This is a genomic window from Streptomyces sp. NPDC012769 (genome assembly GCF_042901205.1).
Lineage (GTDB): Bacteria > Actinomycetota > Actinomycetes > Streptomycetales > Streptomycetaceae > Streptomyces.
In genome coordinates this window covers 229,450-246,472 of the sequence record NZ_JBIBCP010000004.1, presented here as the reverse complement: position 1 = coordinate 246,472, position 17,023 = coordinate 229,450, and the positions used below count along the sequence as shown (strand labels likewise).

The following is a 17,023-nucleotide window of genomic DNA, read 5'->3' as shown; positions in this document are numbered from 1 at the left end:
CCGGAGCGGGCGCGCGGCCGCGACTTCGCCGCGGGGAGGCCCGCGGGCGGTGTCATTCCACGATGTGGCGGCCCTCCGGGCGGGCGCTGCACGAGGCGCGGAAGGCGCAGGTGGTGCAGTGCTGGCCGGTGCTCGGGGTGAAGCGCTCGTCGAGGACGCGGCCGGCGGCGGTGGCGAGGAGGTCGCCGACCCACTCGCCGTCCAGCGGCTGCTGGGCCTGCACCTTCGGGAGCGCGTCGCCGCCCTCCTTCTTGGGGGCGGCCTGGCGGAGGTGGACCAGTTCGGCGCCGCCCGGTTCGGGGGTGCGGCCGCCGAAGACCTCGTCGACGGCGCCCTCGCGGACGGCGAGCTGGTAGACGGCGAGCTGCGGGTGGTGGGCGACCTCGTCCTTCGTCGGCGCGGACTTGCCGGTCTTGAAGTCGACGACGTAGGCGCGGCCCTGTTCGTCGGCCTCGACGCGGTCCATGGAGCCGCGGATGCGGACCTCGTACGGGCCGGCGCCGAGGGTCACGTCGAAGTCGTGCTCGGTGGCGGCGGGGGTGCGGCCGCCGCGGTCCATGACGTGCCAGTGCAGGAAGCGCTCCAGGGCGACCCGGGCGTTCTCCTTCTCCTGGGCGGACTTCCAGGGCGCGTCGAAGGCGAGGGCGTCCCATACGGAGTCGAGGCGGGCCATGAGGACGTCGAGGTCGGCGGGGGTGCGGCCGGAGGCGACCTCGTCGGCGAGGACGTGGACGACGTTGCCGAAGCCCTGGGCGGCGGTGGCGGGGGCGTCGGCCTTGACCTCCCGGCCCAGGAACCACTGCAGGGCGCAGGTGTTCGCGAGCTGGTCGAGGGCGGAGCCGGACAGGGCGACCGGGTGGTCGCGGTCGCGCAGCGGCACGGCGCTGCGGGTCGGCTCGGCGAGGCCCCACCAGCGGTCGGGGTGGGCGGCGGGGACGAGCGGGTTGCCGTCCTCGTCGCCGAGGGCGGCGAGCCGGGCGAGGCGTTCGGCGGCGGCGGCGCGCAGCGCGGGCGAGGCGTCGGGGTCGACGGTGGTGGCGCGCAGTTCGGCGACGAGGGCGGCGACGGCGAGGGGGCGGCGCGGGCGGCCGGTGACCTCTTTGGGCTCGACGCCGAGTTCGGTGAGGAAGCGGGAGGGCTGGTCGCCGTCCTCGGCGGGGGCCTTGACGGCGGTGACGACCAGCCGATCGCGGGCGCGGGTGGCGGCGACGTAGAAGAGGCGGCGCTCCTCGGCGAGGAGGGCGCCGGGGGTGAGGGGTTCGGCGAGGCCGTCGCGACCGATGCGGTCCGCCTCCAGAAGGGATCCGCGGCGGCGCAGGTCGGGCCAGAGGCCCTCCTGGACGCCGGCGACGACGACGAGGCTCCACTCCAGGCCCTTGGAACGGTGGGCGGTCATGAGGCGGACGGCGTCGGGGCGGGTGTGCCGGCGGGTGAGGGTGTCGGCGGCGATGTCCTGGGCGTCGAGCTCTTCGAGGAAGTTGAGCGCGCCGCGGCCGCCGACCCGGTCCTCGGCGCGGGCGGCGGTCTCGAAGAGGGCGCAGACGGCGTCGAGGTCCCGGTCGGCGTTGCGGCCTGCGGGGCCGCCGCGGAGGGAGGCGCGTTCGAGCCGGGTGGGCCAGGGCGTGCCGTTCCAGAGCAGCCAGAGCGCCTCTTCGGCGGTGCCGCCCGCGGCGAGCCTGTTCCGCGCGGCGCGCAGCAGCTCCCCGAGCCGCTTCGCCCCGCGCGCGTACGTCTGGTCGTGCGCGACCAGCCGTTCCGGCTCGGCGAGCGCCCGCGCGAGCAACACGTCCGACGGCGCCGGCACCGCGTTCCCCCCGGCCCGCTCCTCGTCCCTGAGCGCCCGCCCGAGCCGCCGCAGATCGGCCGGATCCATTCCGGCGAGCGGCGACGCGAGCAGCGCGACGGCGGTCTCGGTGTCGAGCCATGCGCCGGAGCCGGCGGGGGGCGAGGTGGGGTTTTCGGCATCGGGCGCGGTGGGGGCGGGGTTTTCGGCATCGGCCACGGTGGGGGCCGGGACCTCGGCGTCGGCCGACGTACGCGCCGGGCCCACGGCACCGGGAGCGGTGCGAGCGGGGTTTTCGGCATCGGCCGCCGTAAGGGCCGGAGCCTCGGCATCGGACGCCGTAAGGGCCGGAGCCTCGGCATCGGACGCCGTACGCGCCGGGTCCACGGCACCGGCCGATGTACGGGCCGGGGACTCGGCGGCCCCGGGTGTCGCACCGGCCGGGGACTCGCCCACCGGACCACCGGCCGGCACGCCGGAATCCGCCGCCGCGCCGAGCGGCTCGTCGGCCGGGCCCTCCGAGCCCTGGCCCGGCCCCGCAGGGAACGACTCGTCTCCGACAGCCGGGCCACCCGTGGCCGCCGCGGACCCGGGCCCGCCCGCCGCCGCATCGGCGCCACCGGCACCGGGACCGGTCGGGTCGGCCATGGCCGCCGCGGACTCCGACGGCCCGTCTGCCGCCGCACCGGCGCCGGCACCGGCACCGGCACCGGCACCGGCACCGGCCTCGCCCCTCGCCGCCTCCTGGCCCGGCCCCGCGCCGCGGGCCACCGCGCGCAGGGCCAGGAGCAGAGGGGCGACGGCGGGTTCGTGGCGGAGGGGGGTGTCGGCGGCGTCGGTTTCGACGGGGACGCCGGCGGAGGTGAGGGCGCGGCGGAGGGCGGGGAGCGGGGCGGCGGCGCGCGTGAGGACGGCCATGTCGTGCCAGGGGACGCCGTCCTCCAGGTGGGCGCGGCGCAGGAGGTCGGCGATGTTGTCGGTCTCGGTGGAGGGGGTGGGGTACGTGTAGACCTCCGCCCGGCCCCCGTCCCGTACCGGTGCGAGCTCGCGGTGGGCGCGGGCCTTGTCGGCGGGCAGGCGGGGCAGCGGCATGCGCTGGGCCAGCAGCCGGGTCGCGGCCAGCAGGGTCGCGCCGGAGCGGCGGGAGGTGCCGAGGACGCGGACGGAGCCGCCGAAGGTGGCGGGGAAGTCGAGGATGCCGTTCACGTCCGCGCCCCGGAAGGCGTAGATCGACTGGTCGGGGTCGCCGAAGGCGACGACCGTCGGGGCGGCGGCGGTCAGCCCGCGCAGCAGCCGGACCTGCGCCGGGTCGGTGTCCTGGTACTCGTCGACGAAGACCGCGTCGTAGGCGGGCAGCGCGCCGGGCGCGGCGGACTCGGTGAGCAGGACGGCCCGGTGGACCAGCTCGGTGTAGTCGAGGACGCCCTGGAGGTCCATGACGTCGAGGTACTCGGCGAGGAAGCCGGCCGCGGCCCCCCAGTCGGGGCGGCCCACGCGGCGGGCGAAGTCGCACAGGGCGCGCGGGTCGAGGCCGAGTTCGCGGGAGCGGGCGATGACGGCGCGGACCTCGTCGGCGAAGCCCCGGGTGGTGAGGCAGGCCCGCAGTTCGTCGGGCCAGCGGATCTTCCCCAGGCCCGCCTTCTCCAGGTCGATGTGGCCGGCGAGCAGTTCCCGGACGGCCAGGTCCTGCTCGGGGCCGGAGAGCAACCGCAGCGGTTCGGCGAACAGGTCGGCGTCCTGGTGGGCGCGGACAAGCGCGTAGCAGTACGAGTGGAAGGTGGTGGCCTGCGGGGGCCGGCGCCCGCCGAGCCGGGCCGCCATCCGGTCGCGGAGTTCCACGGCGGCCTTGCGGCTGAAGGTGAGGACGAGGATCCGCTCGGGGTCGGCGCCCGCCTCCATGCGGGCGGCGACCGCCTCGACCAGCGTCGTCGTCTTCCCCGTGCCGGGCCCGGCGAGAACCAGCAGCGGTCCCCCGGCGTGCTCAACCACCGCCCGCTGCCCTGCGTCAAGCACAGGGGGCCGCACCGGCGCCGGTACGGCCCGCACCAGCCGGTACGCGCCGGGTCCCCGCGTACGAAGGGTGGAGGAGGAAGTCACGTGGGTCGCCGGTCCTGCTGGTGGGTCTGTGGAGGAGCGCTCGGATGAGAAGCGCGAGCCTCGACGTTACGCGATCCCTGCCGGGTTTCTCACGCGTCCGTGCCGTCCCACCGGGCCCTGCGCATGTCCACCTTCACCGGGCCCCCCTTGGGCTCCCGCAGCGGAGTGCCCTCCGCCCGGTAGTGACCGAGCGCACGTGGCTCGTGTCCCGGCAGCAGCGCGCCGTCCGCCCGCACCACGCGCCACCAGGGCACGGAGCTCCCGTACAGCGCCATGGCCCGGCCGACCTGGCGGGGGCCTCCCTCGCCGAGCCACTCGGCGACGTCCCCGTAGGTCATCACCCGGCCGGGCGGGATCTCCTCGGCGACCTGAAGCACCCGTTCCGCATACTCGGGCAGCTCGGGCAGTTCCTGCATCTGCTCGCGCATCCGCTCCTGCTTCTCCATTCGGCTCATCCTGCCTCACCCCACCGACAAGCCCCTGATGCCTCCGTGAGGCCCTCCTTCGTGCCACCATCGTCCGGGCGGTGACTGGTGATACGAGATCAAGAACACGCAGCGACGACGACCACGCACGCAGTGCACGCAGAGACGGACATGGTGATGGGGCACGACATCCCGCCTCCGGGGGAGGCCGATCCCGGCCTGCCCGAGCGCGTTTCCGGCGACGAACCGCTGCTCGCCGCCCGTGTGCACCGACCGTCCGACCTGATGCGGCTGCTCGTCGGCGTCCTCGCCATCGCCCTCGTCGTCGCCATCGCCGCCTTCGCCCACGGCACGACCTCCGGTCTCGAGCAGGACATCAACAAGGGCGCCGGCGGCGCACCCGACGTCTTCGTCAAGATCGCCGGTCTGGTGTCCTCGATCGCAGTGCTGCTCGTCCCGGTGGCCTTCGCCATCGAGCGGCTGGTGAAACGTGACGGACTGCGGATCGCCGACGGCGTCCTCGCGGCCGTCCTCGCGCACGGCGTCACCCTCGCCACCGATCTGTGGGTGGCCAGGGCCGCTCCGGGCACCATCCAGGACGCGCTGACCCAGCCGCAGGCGGGGGGCGGGCTGACCGACCCCGTGCACAACTACCTGGCGCCGGTCATCGCGTACATGACGGCCGTCGGCATGGCCCGCAGGCCGCGCTGGCGGGTGGTGCTGTGGGTGGTGCTGCTGCTCGACGCGTTCACCATGCTGGTAGCCGGCTACACCACCGCCTTCTCGATCATCCTGACCGTGCTGATCGGCTGGACCGTGGCGTACGGGACGCTGTACGCGGTCGGCTCCCCCAACGTCCGGCCCACCGGGCAGACCCTGCTCGCCGGCCTGCGCCGGGTCGGCTTCCGGCCGGTGACGGCGCTGCGCGCCGAGGGCGTCCCCGACTCGGCGGACAGCGGGGACCGGGGCCGGCGGTACATCGTCACCCTGGAGGACGGGCCGCCGCTCGACGTGACGGTCGTCGACCGCGAGCAACAGGCGCACGGCTTCTTCTACCGCGCCTGGCGGCGCATCACCCTGCGGACGATCACCACCCGCCGCTCCATCGTGTCGCTGCGCCAGGCCCTGGAGCAGGAGGCGCTGCTGGCGTACGCGGCGATCGCGGCGGGCGCGAACGCGCCGAAGCTGATCGCCACCTCCGAGCTCGGCCCGGACGCGGTGATGCTGGTCTACGAGCACCTGGGCGGACGGACCCTGGACTCGCTGGACGACAAGGAGATCACCGACGACCTGGTGCGCAGCGCCTGGCGGCAGGTGAAGGCGCTGCAGTCGCGCCGGATCGCGCACCGGAGGCTCGCGGGAGACGCGATCCTGGTGGATCGTTCCGGCAAGGTGATCCTGACGGATCTGCGGGGCGGCGAGATCGCCGCCGGCGATCTGGTGCTGCGGATGGACATCGCGCAGCTGCTCACCACGCTCGGTCTGCGGGTGGGCGCCGAGCGGGCGGTGGCGGCGGCCGTGGAGGTGCTCGGCCCGGACGCGATCGCCGACTGTCTGCCGCTGTTGCAGCCGATCGCGCTGAGCCGGTCGACCCGCGCGGAGCTGCGCCGGCTCGCCCGGGAGCGCTCGAAGCGGGAGCGCGAGCTGGTCCTCGCCGCCTCCGAGGCGGCCAAGCAGGCCCGGGCGGAGGCACGGGCCGAGGCCGGTCTGAAGGCGGATCCGAAGTCGGACCGCAAGGTCGCACGGGCGGAGAAGCAGGCCGCGAAGCGGGCGCTCGACGAGGCCCTGGACGAGGCCCGCGAGGAGGACCTGCTGGCGCAGATCCGCCAGCAGGTGCTGCTGATCCGGCCGCAGGCGCCGGTGGAGCCGGTCCGGCTGGAGCGGATCAAGCCGCGCACGCTGGTCAGCCTGATCGCGGGCGCCGTCGCCGCGTACTTCCTGCTCTCGCAGATCGCCCGTACCCCGCTGTCGACGATCAGCGAGGCCGACTGGCGGTGGGTGGCGGCGGCCGTGCTGTTCTCGGCGCTCAGCTATCTGGCGGCGGCGATGAGCCTGCTCGGTTTCGTGCCGGAGCGGGTCGGGTTCTGGCGGACGGTGGTGGCGCAGGTCGCCGGGTCCTTCGTGAAGATCGTCGCCCCGGCCGCGGTGGGCGGTGTCGCCCTGAACACCCGCTTCCTGCAGCGCGCGGGCGTACGCCCGGGACTCGCGGTCGCCAGTGTCGGCGCCTCGCAGCTGTTCGGGCTCGGGGCGCACATCCTGCTGCTGCTGTCGTTCGGCTATCTGACGGGGACGGAGCGGTCGCAGTCGTTCACACCGTCGAGGACGGTGATCGCCGGTCTGCTGACGGTCGCGGTGCTGGTGCTCGTCGTGACGGCGATCCCCTTCATGCGGAAGTTCGTGTCGACCCGGCTGCGCTCACTGTTCGCGGGCGTGGTGCCGCGCATGCTGGACGTGCTCCAGCGGCCCGTGAAGCTGATCACCGGCATCGGGGGCATGCTGCTGCTGACCGGCGCGTTCGTGCTGTGCCTTGACGCCTCGATCCGCGCCTTCGGGCACGGCGAGGCGACGATCAGCTTCGCGAGCGTGGCGGTGGTCTTCCTCGCGGGCAACGCGCTCGGCTCGGCGGCCCCGACCCCCGGCGGCATCGGCGCGGTCGAGGGCGCGCTCACCTTCGGCCTGGTCACGGTCGGCCACCTCCCGCTGGAGGTCGCCACCCCGGCCGTGCTCCTCTACCGCCTGCTGACGCTGTGGCTGCCGGTACTGCCGGGCTGGCTCTGCTTCAACTGGCTGACCCGGCGGGAAGCGCTCTAGCCGGGCGGCAGCCGTTCCGGCGGGCGGAAGGCGTCACCTCGGGCGGAGCCGCTCCGACGGGCGGAAGGCGCTCCAGCAGTCGGAAGCCGCTCCGACGGGCGGAAGGCGGCGCGGCCGGGGCCACCCGCATGGACCACCGCCCGCGCGGGGGGTCGGCGGGCGGCCGACGATGGGGGCATGCCGATCTCCGTCGCCAAGCGTGCCGTCCTGTCCACCGCGACCGCCGCCCTGCTGCTGACCGCCGGCTGTTCCGACGACGGGGGCAAGGGAGCGGCTCCCGAGACCAGCGGGCCGACCGGTCTTGACGGGCTCGCCGCGCAGAAGCTCACGTGGTCGCCGTGCCGGCCGCCGTCCGCGGCGGAGGGCGGCGGGCCCGCCCCGTCGCCGCTGCCGGGCGGGGCCCCGTGGGAGTGCAGCTTCCTGACCGCGCCGCTCGACTACGCGAGGCCCGACGGGGACACCGTCGACCTGGCCCTCATCCGGGCGAAGGCCCGCGACCGGAGCCGGCGGATCGGCTCCCTCGTGTTCAACTTCGGCGGGCCCGGCGCCTCCGGCGTCAACGGCCTGCCCGGCTTCGCCGAGAAGTTCGAGACGCTCCGCTCCCGCTATGACCTGGTCTCCTTCGACCCGCGCGGGGTCGGCCGCAGCGCGCCCGTCGAGTGCGCCACCGACAAGGAGCTCGACGCCTACTACGCGCTGGACTTCACGCCCGACGACGCGGCCGAGGAACGGACGCTGTCGGACGCCCAGAAGAAGTACGCCGACGGCTGCGAGAAGGACTCCGGGGAGCGGCTCCCGCACGTCGGCACGGAGAACGCCGCCCGCGACATGGACCTGATGCGCCGGGTCCTCGGCGACGACAAGCTCCACTACTTCGGCATCTCGTACGGCACCGAACTCGGCGGCGTCTACGCCCACCTCTTCCCGTCGAAGGTGGGCCGGGCCGTGTTCGACGCCGTCGTCGACCCGGGGGCCGGCGTGGAGGCGGGTGCCCTCGGCCAGGCGAGGGGCTTCCAACTGGCGCTGGACAACTTCGCGAAGGACTGCGTGGACCGCGGTGATCAGTGCCCGCTGCCCGGCTCCTCCGTCGCCGAGATCGAGAAGTTCGTCACCGATCTGCTCGCCTCCCTCGACAAGAAGCCGATCGAGGGCATCGGCGACCGGAGGCTCACCCAGACCCAGGCGACGAACGGCATCGCGCAGGCCCTGTACTCCAAGGAGTTCTGGCCCTATCTGGAGCAGGGCCTCGACGAGGCCGACGGCGGCAACGGCGCGCTGCTGCTCGCCCTCTCGGACTCCATGAACGGCCGCAACCAGGACGGCGTCTACAGCAACATCCAGTCCGCCAACGCCGCCATCAACTGCGTGGACTTCAAGGAGCGCTACACCCTCGGCCAGGCCAAGGAACGGCTGCCGAGGTTCCGCGAGGCCTCCCCCGTCTTCGGCGACTTCATGGGCTGGGCCCTCGCCGGCTGCTCCTCGTGGCCGGTGCCCGGCGCCTGGGACCACCCGGACGTCTCGGCCGCCGGCTCCGCCCCGATCCTGGTCGTCGGCACGACGGGCGACCCGGCCACCCCGTACGAGGGCGCCCGTGCGATGGTGAACGCCCTCGGGAAGGGCGTCGGCGTGGAGCTCACCTACCGGGGCGAGGGGCACGGCGCCTACAACAGCGGCAACCGGTGCGTGAAGGCGGCGACCGACGCGTACCTCCTGGACGGCAAGGTGCCCAAGAGCGGGACCGTCTGCCGGTAGACGGCGGACGGCCGACGGCGGGCAACAGAGCGGCGGGCGGTGGGCAGCCCTGGTAGCCGGCACCGGCGCCTACGATGGCCGTCCGGAACGGATCACTGGGAGGGCGCCATGGCGAGCGGCAGCGGGTTCATACGCAAGGGGGCGGGGCTCGCCCTCGCGGGACTGTTCGCGGCGGGCTGTACGAGCTCCGGCGGCACCCCGCCCGCGGCGACCGGCGACACCACACCGCCCGCGCCCCCGTCCGCGTCCGCTTCCTCGGCCCCCGCGGGCTCGGCCCTGCCCGCCTCCCTGACCGGCCAGCGCCCCGACTGGAAGCACTGCCCCGCGCCCGAGGGCGGGCAGCGGCCCGGCACCGACTGGCGCTGCGCGACCGTCACCGTCCCCCTCGACTACGCGAAGCCGGGCGGCGCGACCATCCCGGTCGCCCTCGTCCGCAAGGAGGCGACCGACCGCGAGCGGCGCATCGGCTCGCTGCTCTTCAACTTCGGCGGGCCCGGCGCCTCGGGCGTCGAGATCCTGCCGCGCGCCGCGCGGGAGTACGCGAAGCTGGGCGAGCGCTACGACCTGGTCTCCTTCGACCCGCGCGGCGTGGGCGGCAGCGCGGGCGTGGTGTGCCGCGACGACGCCGAGCAGGACGCCGCCGAGAAGGCGGTCGACCTGACCCCGGACACGCCCGCCGAGGAAGCCGCCTTCCTGAAGGACAACGCCGACTTCGCGGCCGGCTGCGCCCGCCGCTCCGGCACCGTCCTGCCGCACACCAGGACCACCGACACGGCCCGCGACCTGGACCTGATCCGGCAGATCCTCGGCGACAAGAGGCTGCACTACTTCGGCATGTCGTACGGCACGGAGCTCGGCGCCGCCTACGCCCATCTCTTCCCCGCGGGCGTGGGCCGGCTCGTCCTCGACGCGGTCGTCGACCCCACCGCCGACACCGCGGGGCACGCCCGCAACCAGACGATCGGCTTCCAGCGGGCCCTCGACAACTATCTGAGGTCGACCGGCCAGACCCCGAAGGCGGGGACCGAGCGGATCAGCCGGCTGCTGCGGAAGCTGGACCGGGAGCCGCTGCGGGTCGGCGAACGGCGGCTCACCGAGGGCCTGGCGACCACCGGGATCGCGGTGACGCTGTACGGGCAGGCCAACTGGCCGCTGCTGACCCAGGCCCTGGAGGAGGCCGAGCGGGGTGACGGCACCCGGCTGCTCCAGCTCGCCGACTGGTACAACGACCGGGACGAGAGCGGCCACTACGCGACGCAGTCGCACTCCCAGCGGGCGATCTCCTGCGCGGACTCGGCCGAGCGGCCCACCCCCGCCCAGGCGCGGGCGCTGCTGCCGGAGTTCCGCCGCCTCTCCCCCGTCTTCGGCGCCTATCTGGCCTGGGACACCGCCGGCTGGTGCGCGAAGTGGCCGGTGAAGGGCGAGACGACGGACGTCGACGCGAGCGCGCCCGGCGCCGCCCCGATCCTGGTCGTCGGCACGACGGGCGACCCGGCCACCCCGTACGAGGGCGCCGAGAGGATGGCGAAGGAGCTGGGCGACGGCGTCGGGGTGCTGGTCACCAACAAGGGCGAGGGGCACGGCGCGTACGGCGCGTCGGCGTGCGCCACGAAGACGATCGACGCGTACTTCCTGGACGGCGAGGTCCCCGCGTACGGCACGACCTGCTCGTAGACGGGCCGTGGGGCGTCGTGGGAGGAGCGCTCGCTCGTGGGAAACACGGAAGGGCCCGGACCTCGTGCGAGGTCCGGGCCCTTCACGCCACGACTAGTAGATCGGCTTCTCCGGCTCGATCTGGTTGACCCAGCCGATCACGCCGCCGCCGACGTGCACCGCGTCCGCGAAGCCCGCGGACTTGAGCACGGCGAGGACTTCCGCACTGCGGACACCCGTCTTGCAGTGCAGGACGATCCGCTTGTCCTGGGGGAGGTCCTGGAGGGCGTTGCCCATCAGGAACTCGTTCTTCGGGATCAGACGGGCGCCCGGGATCGAGACGATCTCGTACTCGTTCTGCTCGCGGACGTCGATGATGTCGATGGCCTCGCCGTCGTCGATCCACTCCTTGAGCTGCTTCGGAGTGATCGTGGAGCCGAGCGCCGCCTCCTGGGCCTCCTCGGACACGACGCCGCAGAAGGCCTCGTAGTCGATGAGCTCGGTGACGGTCGGGTTCTCGCCGCAGACCGCGCAGTCGGGGTCCTTGCGGACCTTGACCTGGCGGTACTGCATCTCCAGGGCGTCGTAGATCATCAGACGGCCGACCAGCGGCTCGCCGACGCCCGCGAGGACCTTGATGGCCTCGGTGACCTGGATGGAGCCGATGGACGCGCACAGCACGCCCAGGACGCCGCCCTCGGCGCAGGAGGGAACCATGCCCGGCGGCGGGGGCTCCGGGTAGAGGCAGCGGTAGCAGGGGCCGTACTCGGACCAGAAGACCGAGGCCTGGCCGTCGAAGCGGTAGATGGAGCCCCACACGTACGGCTTGTTCAGCAGCACGCAGGCGTCGTTGACCAGGTAGCGGGTCGCGAAGTTGTCCGTGCCGTCGACGATCAGGTCGTACTGGCTGAAGATGTCCATCACGTTCTCGGCCTCGAGCCGCTCTTCGTGGAGGATCACGTTCACGTACGGGTTGATGCCGAGCACGCTGTCGCGCGCCGACTCGGCCTTGGAGCGGCCGATGTCGGCCTGGCTGTGGATGATCTGGCGCTGCAGGTTCGACTCGTCGACCTCGTCGAACTCCACGATGCCGAGCGTGCCCACGCCGGCGGCGGCCAGGTACATCAGCGCAGGGGAGCCCAGGCCGCCGGCGCCGACACACAGCACCTTGGCGTTCTTCAGACGCTTCTGCCCGTCCATCCCGACGTCCGGGATGATCAGGTGGCGGGAGTACCTGCGGACCTCGTCTACGGTGAGCTCGGCAGCCGGCTCGACCAGGGGTGGCAGCGACACGGAGACCTCATCAATACAGCTGGTCGGGATGTCATGAAGACGGTTGTTCTTCCCGTAACACTGCCACGCCCCTTCTCATTCCGAGACACCCCGTCCGATACGCGAGACAATTTCGTCCCAGTAGCCGGGCAGCGTGTGGAATTGGTCGCTTTGTCCCGGCCGGCCTCGGCGGTCGGTCATGAAGACCGTGCCCGCCCCCTGCCAGCGGGCGATCCGCAGGGCCTCCTCCAGGTGCGTGCGGGGCACCCCGTGGACGAGGTGGGCGAACTTCCCCGCCGGGTAGTCGGCCGTCCACTCCGCCACCTGTGACCAGCGGTAGTCGGTCCAGGAGCCGGAGAAGGTGACCAGCTGGTCGGCGGTCTCGGCGTAGCCCGGGTACGGGTGGGTGCCGTGCCCCAGGACGAGGTGGACCTCGCCCTCCCGGAGCGCCTCCAGGGTGGCGGCGATCCGCCGCACCCCGGGCAGGTCGGCCCGGTCCGCGGGACAGCGGTCGAGGTAGTAGCCGTCCGCCTTGTACCAGTCCAGGAAGCGCTGGGCGTCCGAGACGAGCTCGCCGAACGGCCGCGAGCCGTGCCTCAGGTCGAGGTGGCCGAGCACCCTGACACCGGCGTTGCGGAGCCGGCCCGCCGCCTCCAGGCAGTGCGGGTCGGGCCGGTCGCCCGGCCCGTCGGCCACGTTGAGGACGACCCAGTGCACGGGCGTCCCGGGTCGGGTGAGTTCGGCCCATTCGACGGGGGCGAGGAGGGGGTGGGCGTACCCCGGCACGCCGAGCCCCGTCTCGGTGACCGTCCCCGCGGTGGTCAGATGCGGCATGCCGCCTCCATCCAGATGTCGGCCAGGGACTCCTCCAGGTTGATCCGGGGCCGCCAGCCGAGCCGGTCGCGGGCGGTGCGGACGTCGGCCTGCTGCCAGGGCCCGCAGCCGTCCGGGTACGGGTAGGGGGCGGCGGCCAGTTGCTCGGCGATGGTGGCCTCGGAGCGCGGGGCACCGATCATCGGGCGCGGCGGCGGCCCGTCGAGCTCGTGGAGCTGCCCGGCGTAGCCGGCGACACGGGCCAGGACGGCGGCGGCGTCGCGGAGCTTCACGGCCCGGCCGGTGCCGATGTTGACCACGCCCTGGGCGGCGGACAGCGAGGCGGCGTGCACGGCCCTGGCCACGTCCCGGACGTCCACGAAGTCCCGCTGCACGCCGAGGCCGCTGAGCTTCAGCTCTCCGTCACCGGCCTGCATGGCCCGGCGCATGGCCTCGGCGAGCCGGCCGAGCGGGGAGCCGGCCGGGGTGCCGGGGCCGACCGGCGAGAAGACCCGCAGCACGACCGCGTCCAGGCCGGAGCCGAGGACGAGCTCGGTCGCGGCGAGCTTGGACACGCCGTACGGGCCGCCGGGGCGGGGCACCGAGTCCTCCGCGGTGGAGGAGCCGGGCTGGCTGGGCCCGTACTCGGAGGCGCAGCCGACCTGGACCAGGCGGGCGCCGCAGCCGCTGCGGCGCAGGGCCTCGCAGACGGTGGCGACGGCGACGGTGTTGTGCCGGGTCAGGTCGCGGGCGCCGCCGCGGGTGGCTCCGGCGCAGTTGACGACGACTCCGGGATGGACGGCGTCGAGGAACCGGGTCAGCGCGCCGGGGCTGCCGGTGGCGAGGTCGAACCGGACGTCGGCGTCGTCGCCGCGGCCGAGGGCGGTGAGGTGCACCGCCGGGTCGGCGAGGAGTCGGTCGGCGACGAAGCGGCCGATGAATCCGTTGGCTCCGAGCAGCAGCACCCTCATCGTGCGGCCCCTTCGTGCCGACCGGCCGTGGCGTGGGGTTGGGGTGTCATGTCTCTTTCGTCTCCTTGGCAGGGATCACGGGGTGGGCGTGCCCGCGGCGTCGGCTCCGCGGGTGCGCCGGGGCGGGTCATGCGTGGGGGGTCATGGGTGGGTCCTCATACGTGGGGGCGGGTGCCGGCGTGGGCCGAGGCGCGGGAGAGCGCCCCGGTGGCGTGGACGAGCAGGGCGAGGGCCGCGCCGCCGCAGACCAGGGTGGGGACGGCCGCCGGTCCCGCCAGGTCGACGAGCGCGCGGACCGGTGTGGCGAGGGCGTCGCAGCCCGGCAGGCGTGCGGCGAGCACCGCGGCGAGGACGAGGGCCTCGCCGGCGCAGGCGGCGGCGAGGACGCCGAAGGCGGCTTCGGGGAGGCCGTGGGCGGCGAGCAGTCGGGCGATCAGGAGGAGACCGCCGAGGGCGAGGGCGCCCGGGTGGAAGCCGGTGAGGGCGAGGAGCCCGGCGAGCGCGGCCAGGTGGAGGGCGACCGCGCCGAGGAGCAGCGGGCGGGTGCCCGCCGCGAAGTCGTCCAGGCCGCGGCTGGCGGCGAGCCTGCGGCGGGCACCGGAGGTGAAGAGGTGGGCGCACCAGGCGGCGGGGGCGACGGAGAGGGCCAGTGCGAGCAGCGGTCCGGTGGCGAAGGCCCAGCGGCCCTCGGCGGGACCGTCCAGGACGGTGACGAGGACGGGCCCCGTGTCCGGTCCGCCGGTGAGCAGCTGGTCGAGGAGTCCGTCGCCGGCCGCCGCGTAGGCCAGGAGCCAGAGGGTGCTCAGGGGGGCGGCGGCCGTGCCGCGGACAGTGGTGCGCAGCGGGCCGCGGCGGACCGCGAGGAGGAGCGCGGCGACCAGGCCGAGGACCGCGAGGGCACCCGCGGCGAGACGGAGCGTCCCCGTGGTGAGGGCGAGTCCGGCGGTGGCGAGAACGGCGACGGCGCCGGGGGCGCAGGCGGCGAGCGCCCAGGCCGCGCGCCGGGTGTCTGCCGCCGGCTCGGGGCCGGTCGGGGTGGGTGTCGTCGCGCCGCGGGGCACCCGGGCGTAGAGCTCCTCGGCGAGGGAGAAGACATCGCGGTGGCGGAAGCGGGCGGCGGTGCGGTCGGTCACCCCGTGGGCTTCGAGGCCGGCGGCGATCTCCAGCGGGTCGACCGCCCGCTCGCACAGGTCGCGGTGGCGGTGCATGAGGGCCTTGACGGGGTCGGCGGGGCCGCGCCGGGTCCGGGCGGTGAGCACGGCGGGCGCGGGGGCGGGGCCGTCGGCCGGGTGGGCGGGCCCGTCGGCCGGGCGCGGCTGCGGGGACGCGGGGGCGGCGGCCGGACGGTGGGGTGCGGAGGCCGCCTGCCGAATCGCTTCGGCAGGGGCGGCGGGGCCGTCGGACGTGACGGCACCGGCCGGCGCCAGGGCCGGGGTCCTGAGCAGGGCCTCGGAGCGCGAGTCCCAGGGGCCGGGGCTGGTGGGGGCGGCGGGGCCGCGCATGGGTGTGCCTCCTTCAGGCATCGGCGTCTCCCGCGCCGGCCGCCGCGGTGACCGGCTGGACCGCCCAGCTGCCGGGCACGTGCGCCTCGGCCGGGTGGGCGAAGAGCACACCGCCGGTGACGCGGCGGCGGACCGGGGAGTGGGAGAGAAGTTCGAGGTAGATGCCGCGGAACGCGGCGAGGTTCTGTTCCACGGTGAAGAGCTCCAGGGCGCGGGCCCGGGCCGCGGCGCCGAGGCGGTGCCGGCGCCCGGGATCGCGCAGGAGGGCGAGGCAGGCGTCCGCGAGCGCCTTGGGGTTGCGCGGGGGCACGACGAGTCCGGTGCCGCCGATGACCTCGACGACGGCGCCGACGTCCGTGGAGACGGTGGCCCGGGCGCAGAACATCGCCTCGACGAGGCCGACGGGGAAGCCTTCGACGACGCTGGAGAGGACGACGACGGCGCTGGCGGCGTAGGCCTCCTCCAGGGTGGGGGCCTCGGGTCCGCCCAACTCCTCGAAGGAGACGGGGTTCTCGCCGACGGCGTGCCGGCCCGCCGCCTCGTCCGGGAAGAGCTGTTCGGCGAGGCCGCGGCAGTGCGCCAGATAGGCGGCGGCGCCCGGTTCGCGGACCGGCGCGGCGATGATCCTCAGCCGGGCGTCGGGCTGTTGGCGCCGCACCTCGGCGAAGGCGTGCAGCAGGGCGACGAGGTCCTTGGCGGGCTCGACCCGGCCGATCCAGGCGAGGGTCGTCGGGTCGCCGCTCTCCTCGTCCTCGCCGACCTCGGCGAACCGTTCGGCGTCCATGCCGGGATAGACCGTGCGGAGCCGGGACCGGTCGGCGCCGCACTTCTCCTGCCAGCGGCGGGCGTGGGCGTTTCCGGGGGTGAGGAGGGCGGCCTGGCGGTAGACCTCACCGGCGAGCCGTCCGTGGAAGGCGGCGAGCAGGGCTCGTACGGGGGTGGCGAGGGGGGCGCCGGTGGCGGCGAGGTAGTGGGCGCGGAGCTGGACGCCGTACTCGGTGACGAGCAGCGGGGTGCCGAAGAAGCGTTTGGCCAGCAGGCCCGGGAGGGCGGCCGCGCCGGCGGAGGCCGCGTGGCAGAGGTCTGCCAGAGCGAGACCGCCGGCTCCGTCACCGCCCGGGCCGTCCGGGTCGTCCTCCTCGCCGTACCAGTCGAGGGAGAGCGGGCGCAGGGCGCGCTCCAGCTGGTCGGTGAAGGCGAGCTGGTCGGGGACGGTGACGGCGGCGACCGCGCGCCGGGCGCCGGGGGCGCGGCAGGCGGACTCCAGGACGCGGACGGCGGACTCGGAGCGGAGGGCGGCGGGCAGTCCGCCGTGGTCGCGGGCGAGTTCGGCCAGTCCGTAGAGACCGGCGGCGAACCGCTCGGCGGCCTCGTCGCCGGCCGTGGACGCGGCGCCGGGTTCGGCGCAGACGCCGTCGACGAGGTCCTTGAACGCGGCCTCGAAGCGGCGCCGTTCGCGCCGGCCGTGTCCACGCCCGTGGCCGGGTCGGTGACCGCGTCCGAGGCCGCGTCCCCGGCCGTGTCCGTCGTGCTCGTCGGACCCGAGGAGGGCGGTGCGCACGCTGCGCACGTTGGGCGGGAGCGGCAGCCGGCCGCCGGCTTCCTGGCGGGCGTCACGACCGAGGGCGTAGAGGTCGAACTCGTGCGGGGCGAGCCCGCGGACGAGCCGGTCGCACCAGAGCCCGGACTCACCCGTGGCGTACGGGTAGCCACCCTCCGTGAGCAGTCCGATCCGCATGAGCACACCCCCGTTCTCCCGTGACGGCGGTCACCGTTCGGTCCGGTGACCCGCAGCGGGAAGAACGTAAGCGGATATGACGGTGGTGGGGGGGGGGGGGGGGGGGGGGGGCCCCCCCCCCCGGGGGGGGGGGGCCCGGCAAAAAAACAACGGGGGTAACGGCGCCCAACCGACCAACCCGGCCCGGATATAGAAAAAGGAGCGGG

The 17,023-nt window shown here is 74.8% G+C and carries 10 protein-coding genes; 3 read left to right on the top strand and 7 right to left on the bottom strand.

Annotated features, from left to right (window positions below):
- Window positions 1–52 precede the first annotated feature (52 nt).
- Complete coding sequence (locus tag ACFY7C_RS22415) at window positions 53–3,829, bottom strand: UvrD-helicase domain-containing protein (RefSeq protein ID WP_389654460.1); 3,777 nt, start codon at window positions 3,827–3,829, stop codon at window positions 53–55.
- Between the two features lie 140 nt (window positions 3,830–3,969).
- A complete protein-coding gene (locus ACFY7C_RS22410; protein ID WP_389653400.1) occupies window positions 3,970–4,335 on the bottom strand; it encodes an MGMT family protein in 366 nt (121 codons plus the stop codon).
- Between the two features lie 141 nt (window positions 4,336–4,476).
- Between ACFY7C_RS22410 and ACFY7C_RS22405 the strand changes: the two genes are divergently transcribed.
- The 3 genes from ACFY7C_RS22405 (at window position 4,477) to ACFY7C_RS22395 (ending at window position 10,542) form a co-directional block, all read left to right on the top strand.
- Window positions 4,477–7,116: a lysylphosphatidylglycerol synthase domain-containing protein gene (locus ACFY7C_RS22405; RefSeq protein ID WP_389654458.1), complete on the top strand. Its 2,640-nt coding sequence runs from the start codon at window positions 4,477–4,479 to the stop codon at window positions 7,114–7,116.
- Window positions 7,117–7,293: 177 nt separating this feature from the next.
- Entirely contained in the window at window positions 7,294–8,868 is a 1,575-nt protein-coding gene (locus ACFY7C_RS22400; protein WP_389653397.1) for an alpha/beta hydrolase, read from the top strand.
- Window positions 8,869–8,976: 108 nt separating this feature from the next.
- Window positions 8,977–10,542, top strand: a complete 1,566-nt coding sequence (locus ACFY7C_RS22395; RefSeq protein ID WP_389653394.1) for an alpha/beta hydrolase — start codon at window positions 8,977–8,979, stop codon at window positions 10,540–10,542.
- Between the two features lie 93 nt (window positions 10,543–10,635).
- On the opposite strand, the gene moeZ is transcribed toward ACFY7C_RS22395, so the two are convergent.
- From moeZ to ACFY7C_RS22370, 5 genes are all read right to left on the bottom strand, one after another.
- Entirely contained in the window at window positions 10,636–11,814 is a 1,179-nt protein-coding gene (gene moeZ / locus ACFY7C_RS22390; protein ID WP_352078547.1) for an adenylyltransferase/sulfurtransferase MoeZ, read from the bottom strand.
- 75 nt (window positions 11,815–11,889) lie between these two features.
- Window positions 11,890–12,627 (bottom strand): spherulation-specific family 4 protein, encoded by a 738-nt coding sequence (locus ACFY7C_RS22385; protein WP_389653391.1) that lies wholly within the window; start codon window positions 12,625–12,627, stop codon window positions 11,890–11,892.
- Entirely contained in the window at window positions 12,615–13,577 is a 963-nt protein-coding gene (locus ACFY7C_RS22380; protein WP_389653388.1) for an NAD-dependent epimerase/dehydratase family protein, read from the bottom strand. The genes ACFY7C_RS22385 and ACFY7C_RS22380 overlap by 13 nt, the downstream gene beginning before the upstream one ends.
- A 155-nt stretch (window positions 13,578–13,732) precedes the next feature.
- Window positions 13,733–15,079 carry a hypothetical protein gene (locus ACFY7C_RS22375; protein WP_389653386.1) on the bottom strand — a complete coding sequence of 449 codons (1,347 nt, stop codon included), beginning with the start codon at window positions 15,077–15,079 and terminating at the stop codon, window positions 13,733–13,735.
- 13 nt (window positions 15,080–15,092) lie between these two features.
- The gene (locus tag ACFY7C_RS22370; protein WP_389653383.1) at window positions 15,093–16,817 is read right to left on the bottom strand and encodes a DUF3492 domain-containing protein; all 1,725 of its coding nucleotides are present in this window, start codon (window positions 16,815–16,817) and stop codon (window positions 15,093–15,095) included.
- Between the last annotated feature and the right edge of the window lie 206 nt (window positions 16,818–17,023).

Excerpts from the sequence above, each read along its gene's own strand:
- ACFY7C_RS22410 (WP_389653400.1), bottom strand. The coding sequence starts at position 4,335 with ATGAGCCGAATGGAGAAGCAGGAGCGGATGCGCGAGCAGATGCAGGAA.
- ACFY7C_RS22405 (WP_389654458.1), top strand. The coding sequence starts at position 4,477 with ATGGTGATGGGGCACGACATCCCGCCTCCGGGGGAGGCCGATCCCGGC.
- ACFY7C_RS22400 (WP_389653397.1), top strand. The coding sequence starts at position 7,294 with ATGCCGATCTCCGTCGCCAAGCGTGCCGTCCTGTCCACCGCGACCGCC.
- ACFY7C_RS22395 (WP_389653394.1), top strand. The coding sequence starts at position 8,977 with ATGGCGAGCGGCAGCGGGTTCATACGCAAGGGGGCGGGGCTCGCCCTC.
- ACFY7C_RS22385 (WP_389653391.1), bottom strand. The coding sequence starts at position 12,627 with ATGCCGCATCTGACCACCGCGGGGACGGTCACCGAGACGGGGCTCGGC.
- ACFY7C_RS22380 (WP_389653388.1), bottom strand. The coding sequence starts at position 13,577 with ATGAGGGTGCTGCTGCTCGGAGCCAACGGATTCATCGGCCGCTTCGTC.
- ACFY7C_RS22375 (WP_389653386.1), bottom strand. The coding sequence starts at position 15,079 with ATGCGCGGCCCCGCCGCCCCCACCAGCCCCGGCCCCTGGGACTCGCGC.
- ACFY7C_RS22370 (WP_389653383.1), bottom strand. The coding sequence starts at position 16,817 with ATGCGGATCGGACTGCTCACGGAGGGTGGCTACCCGTACGCCACGGGT.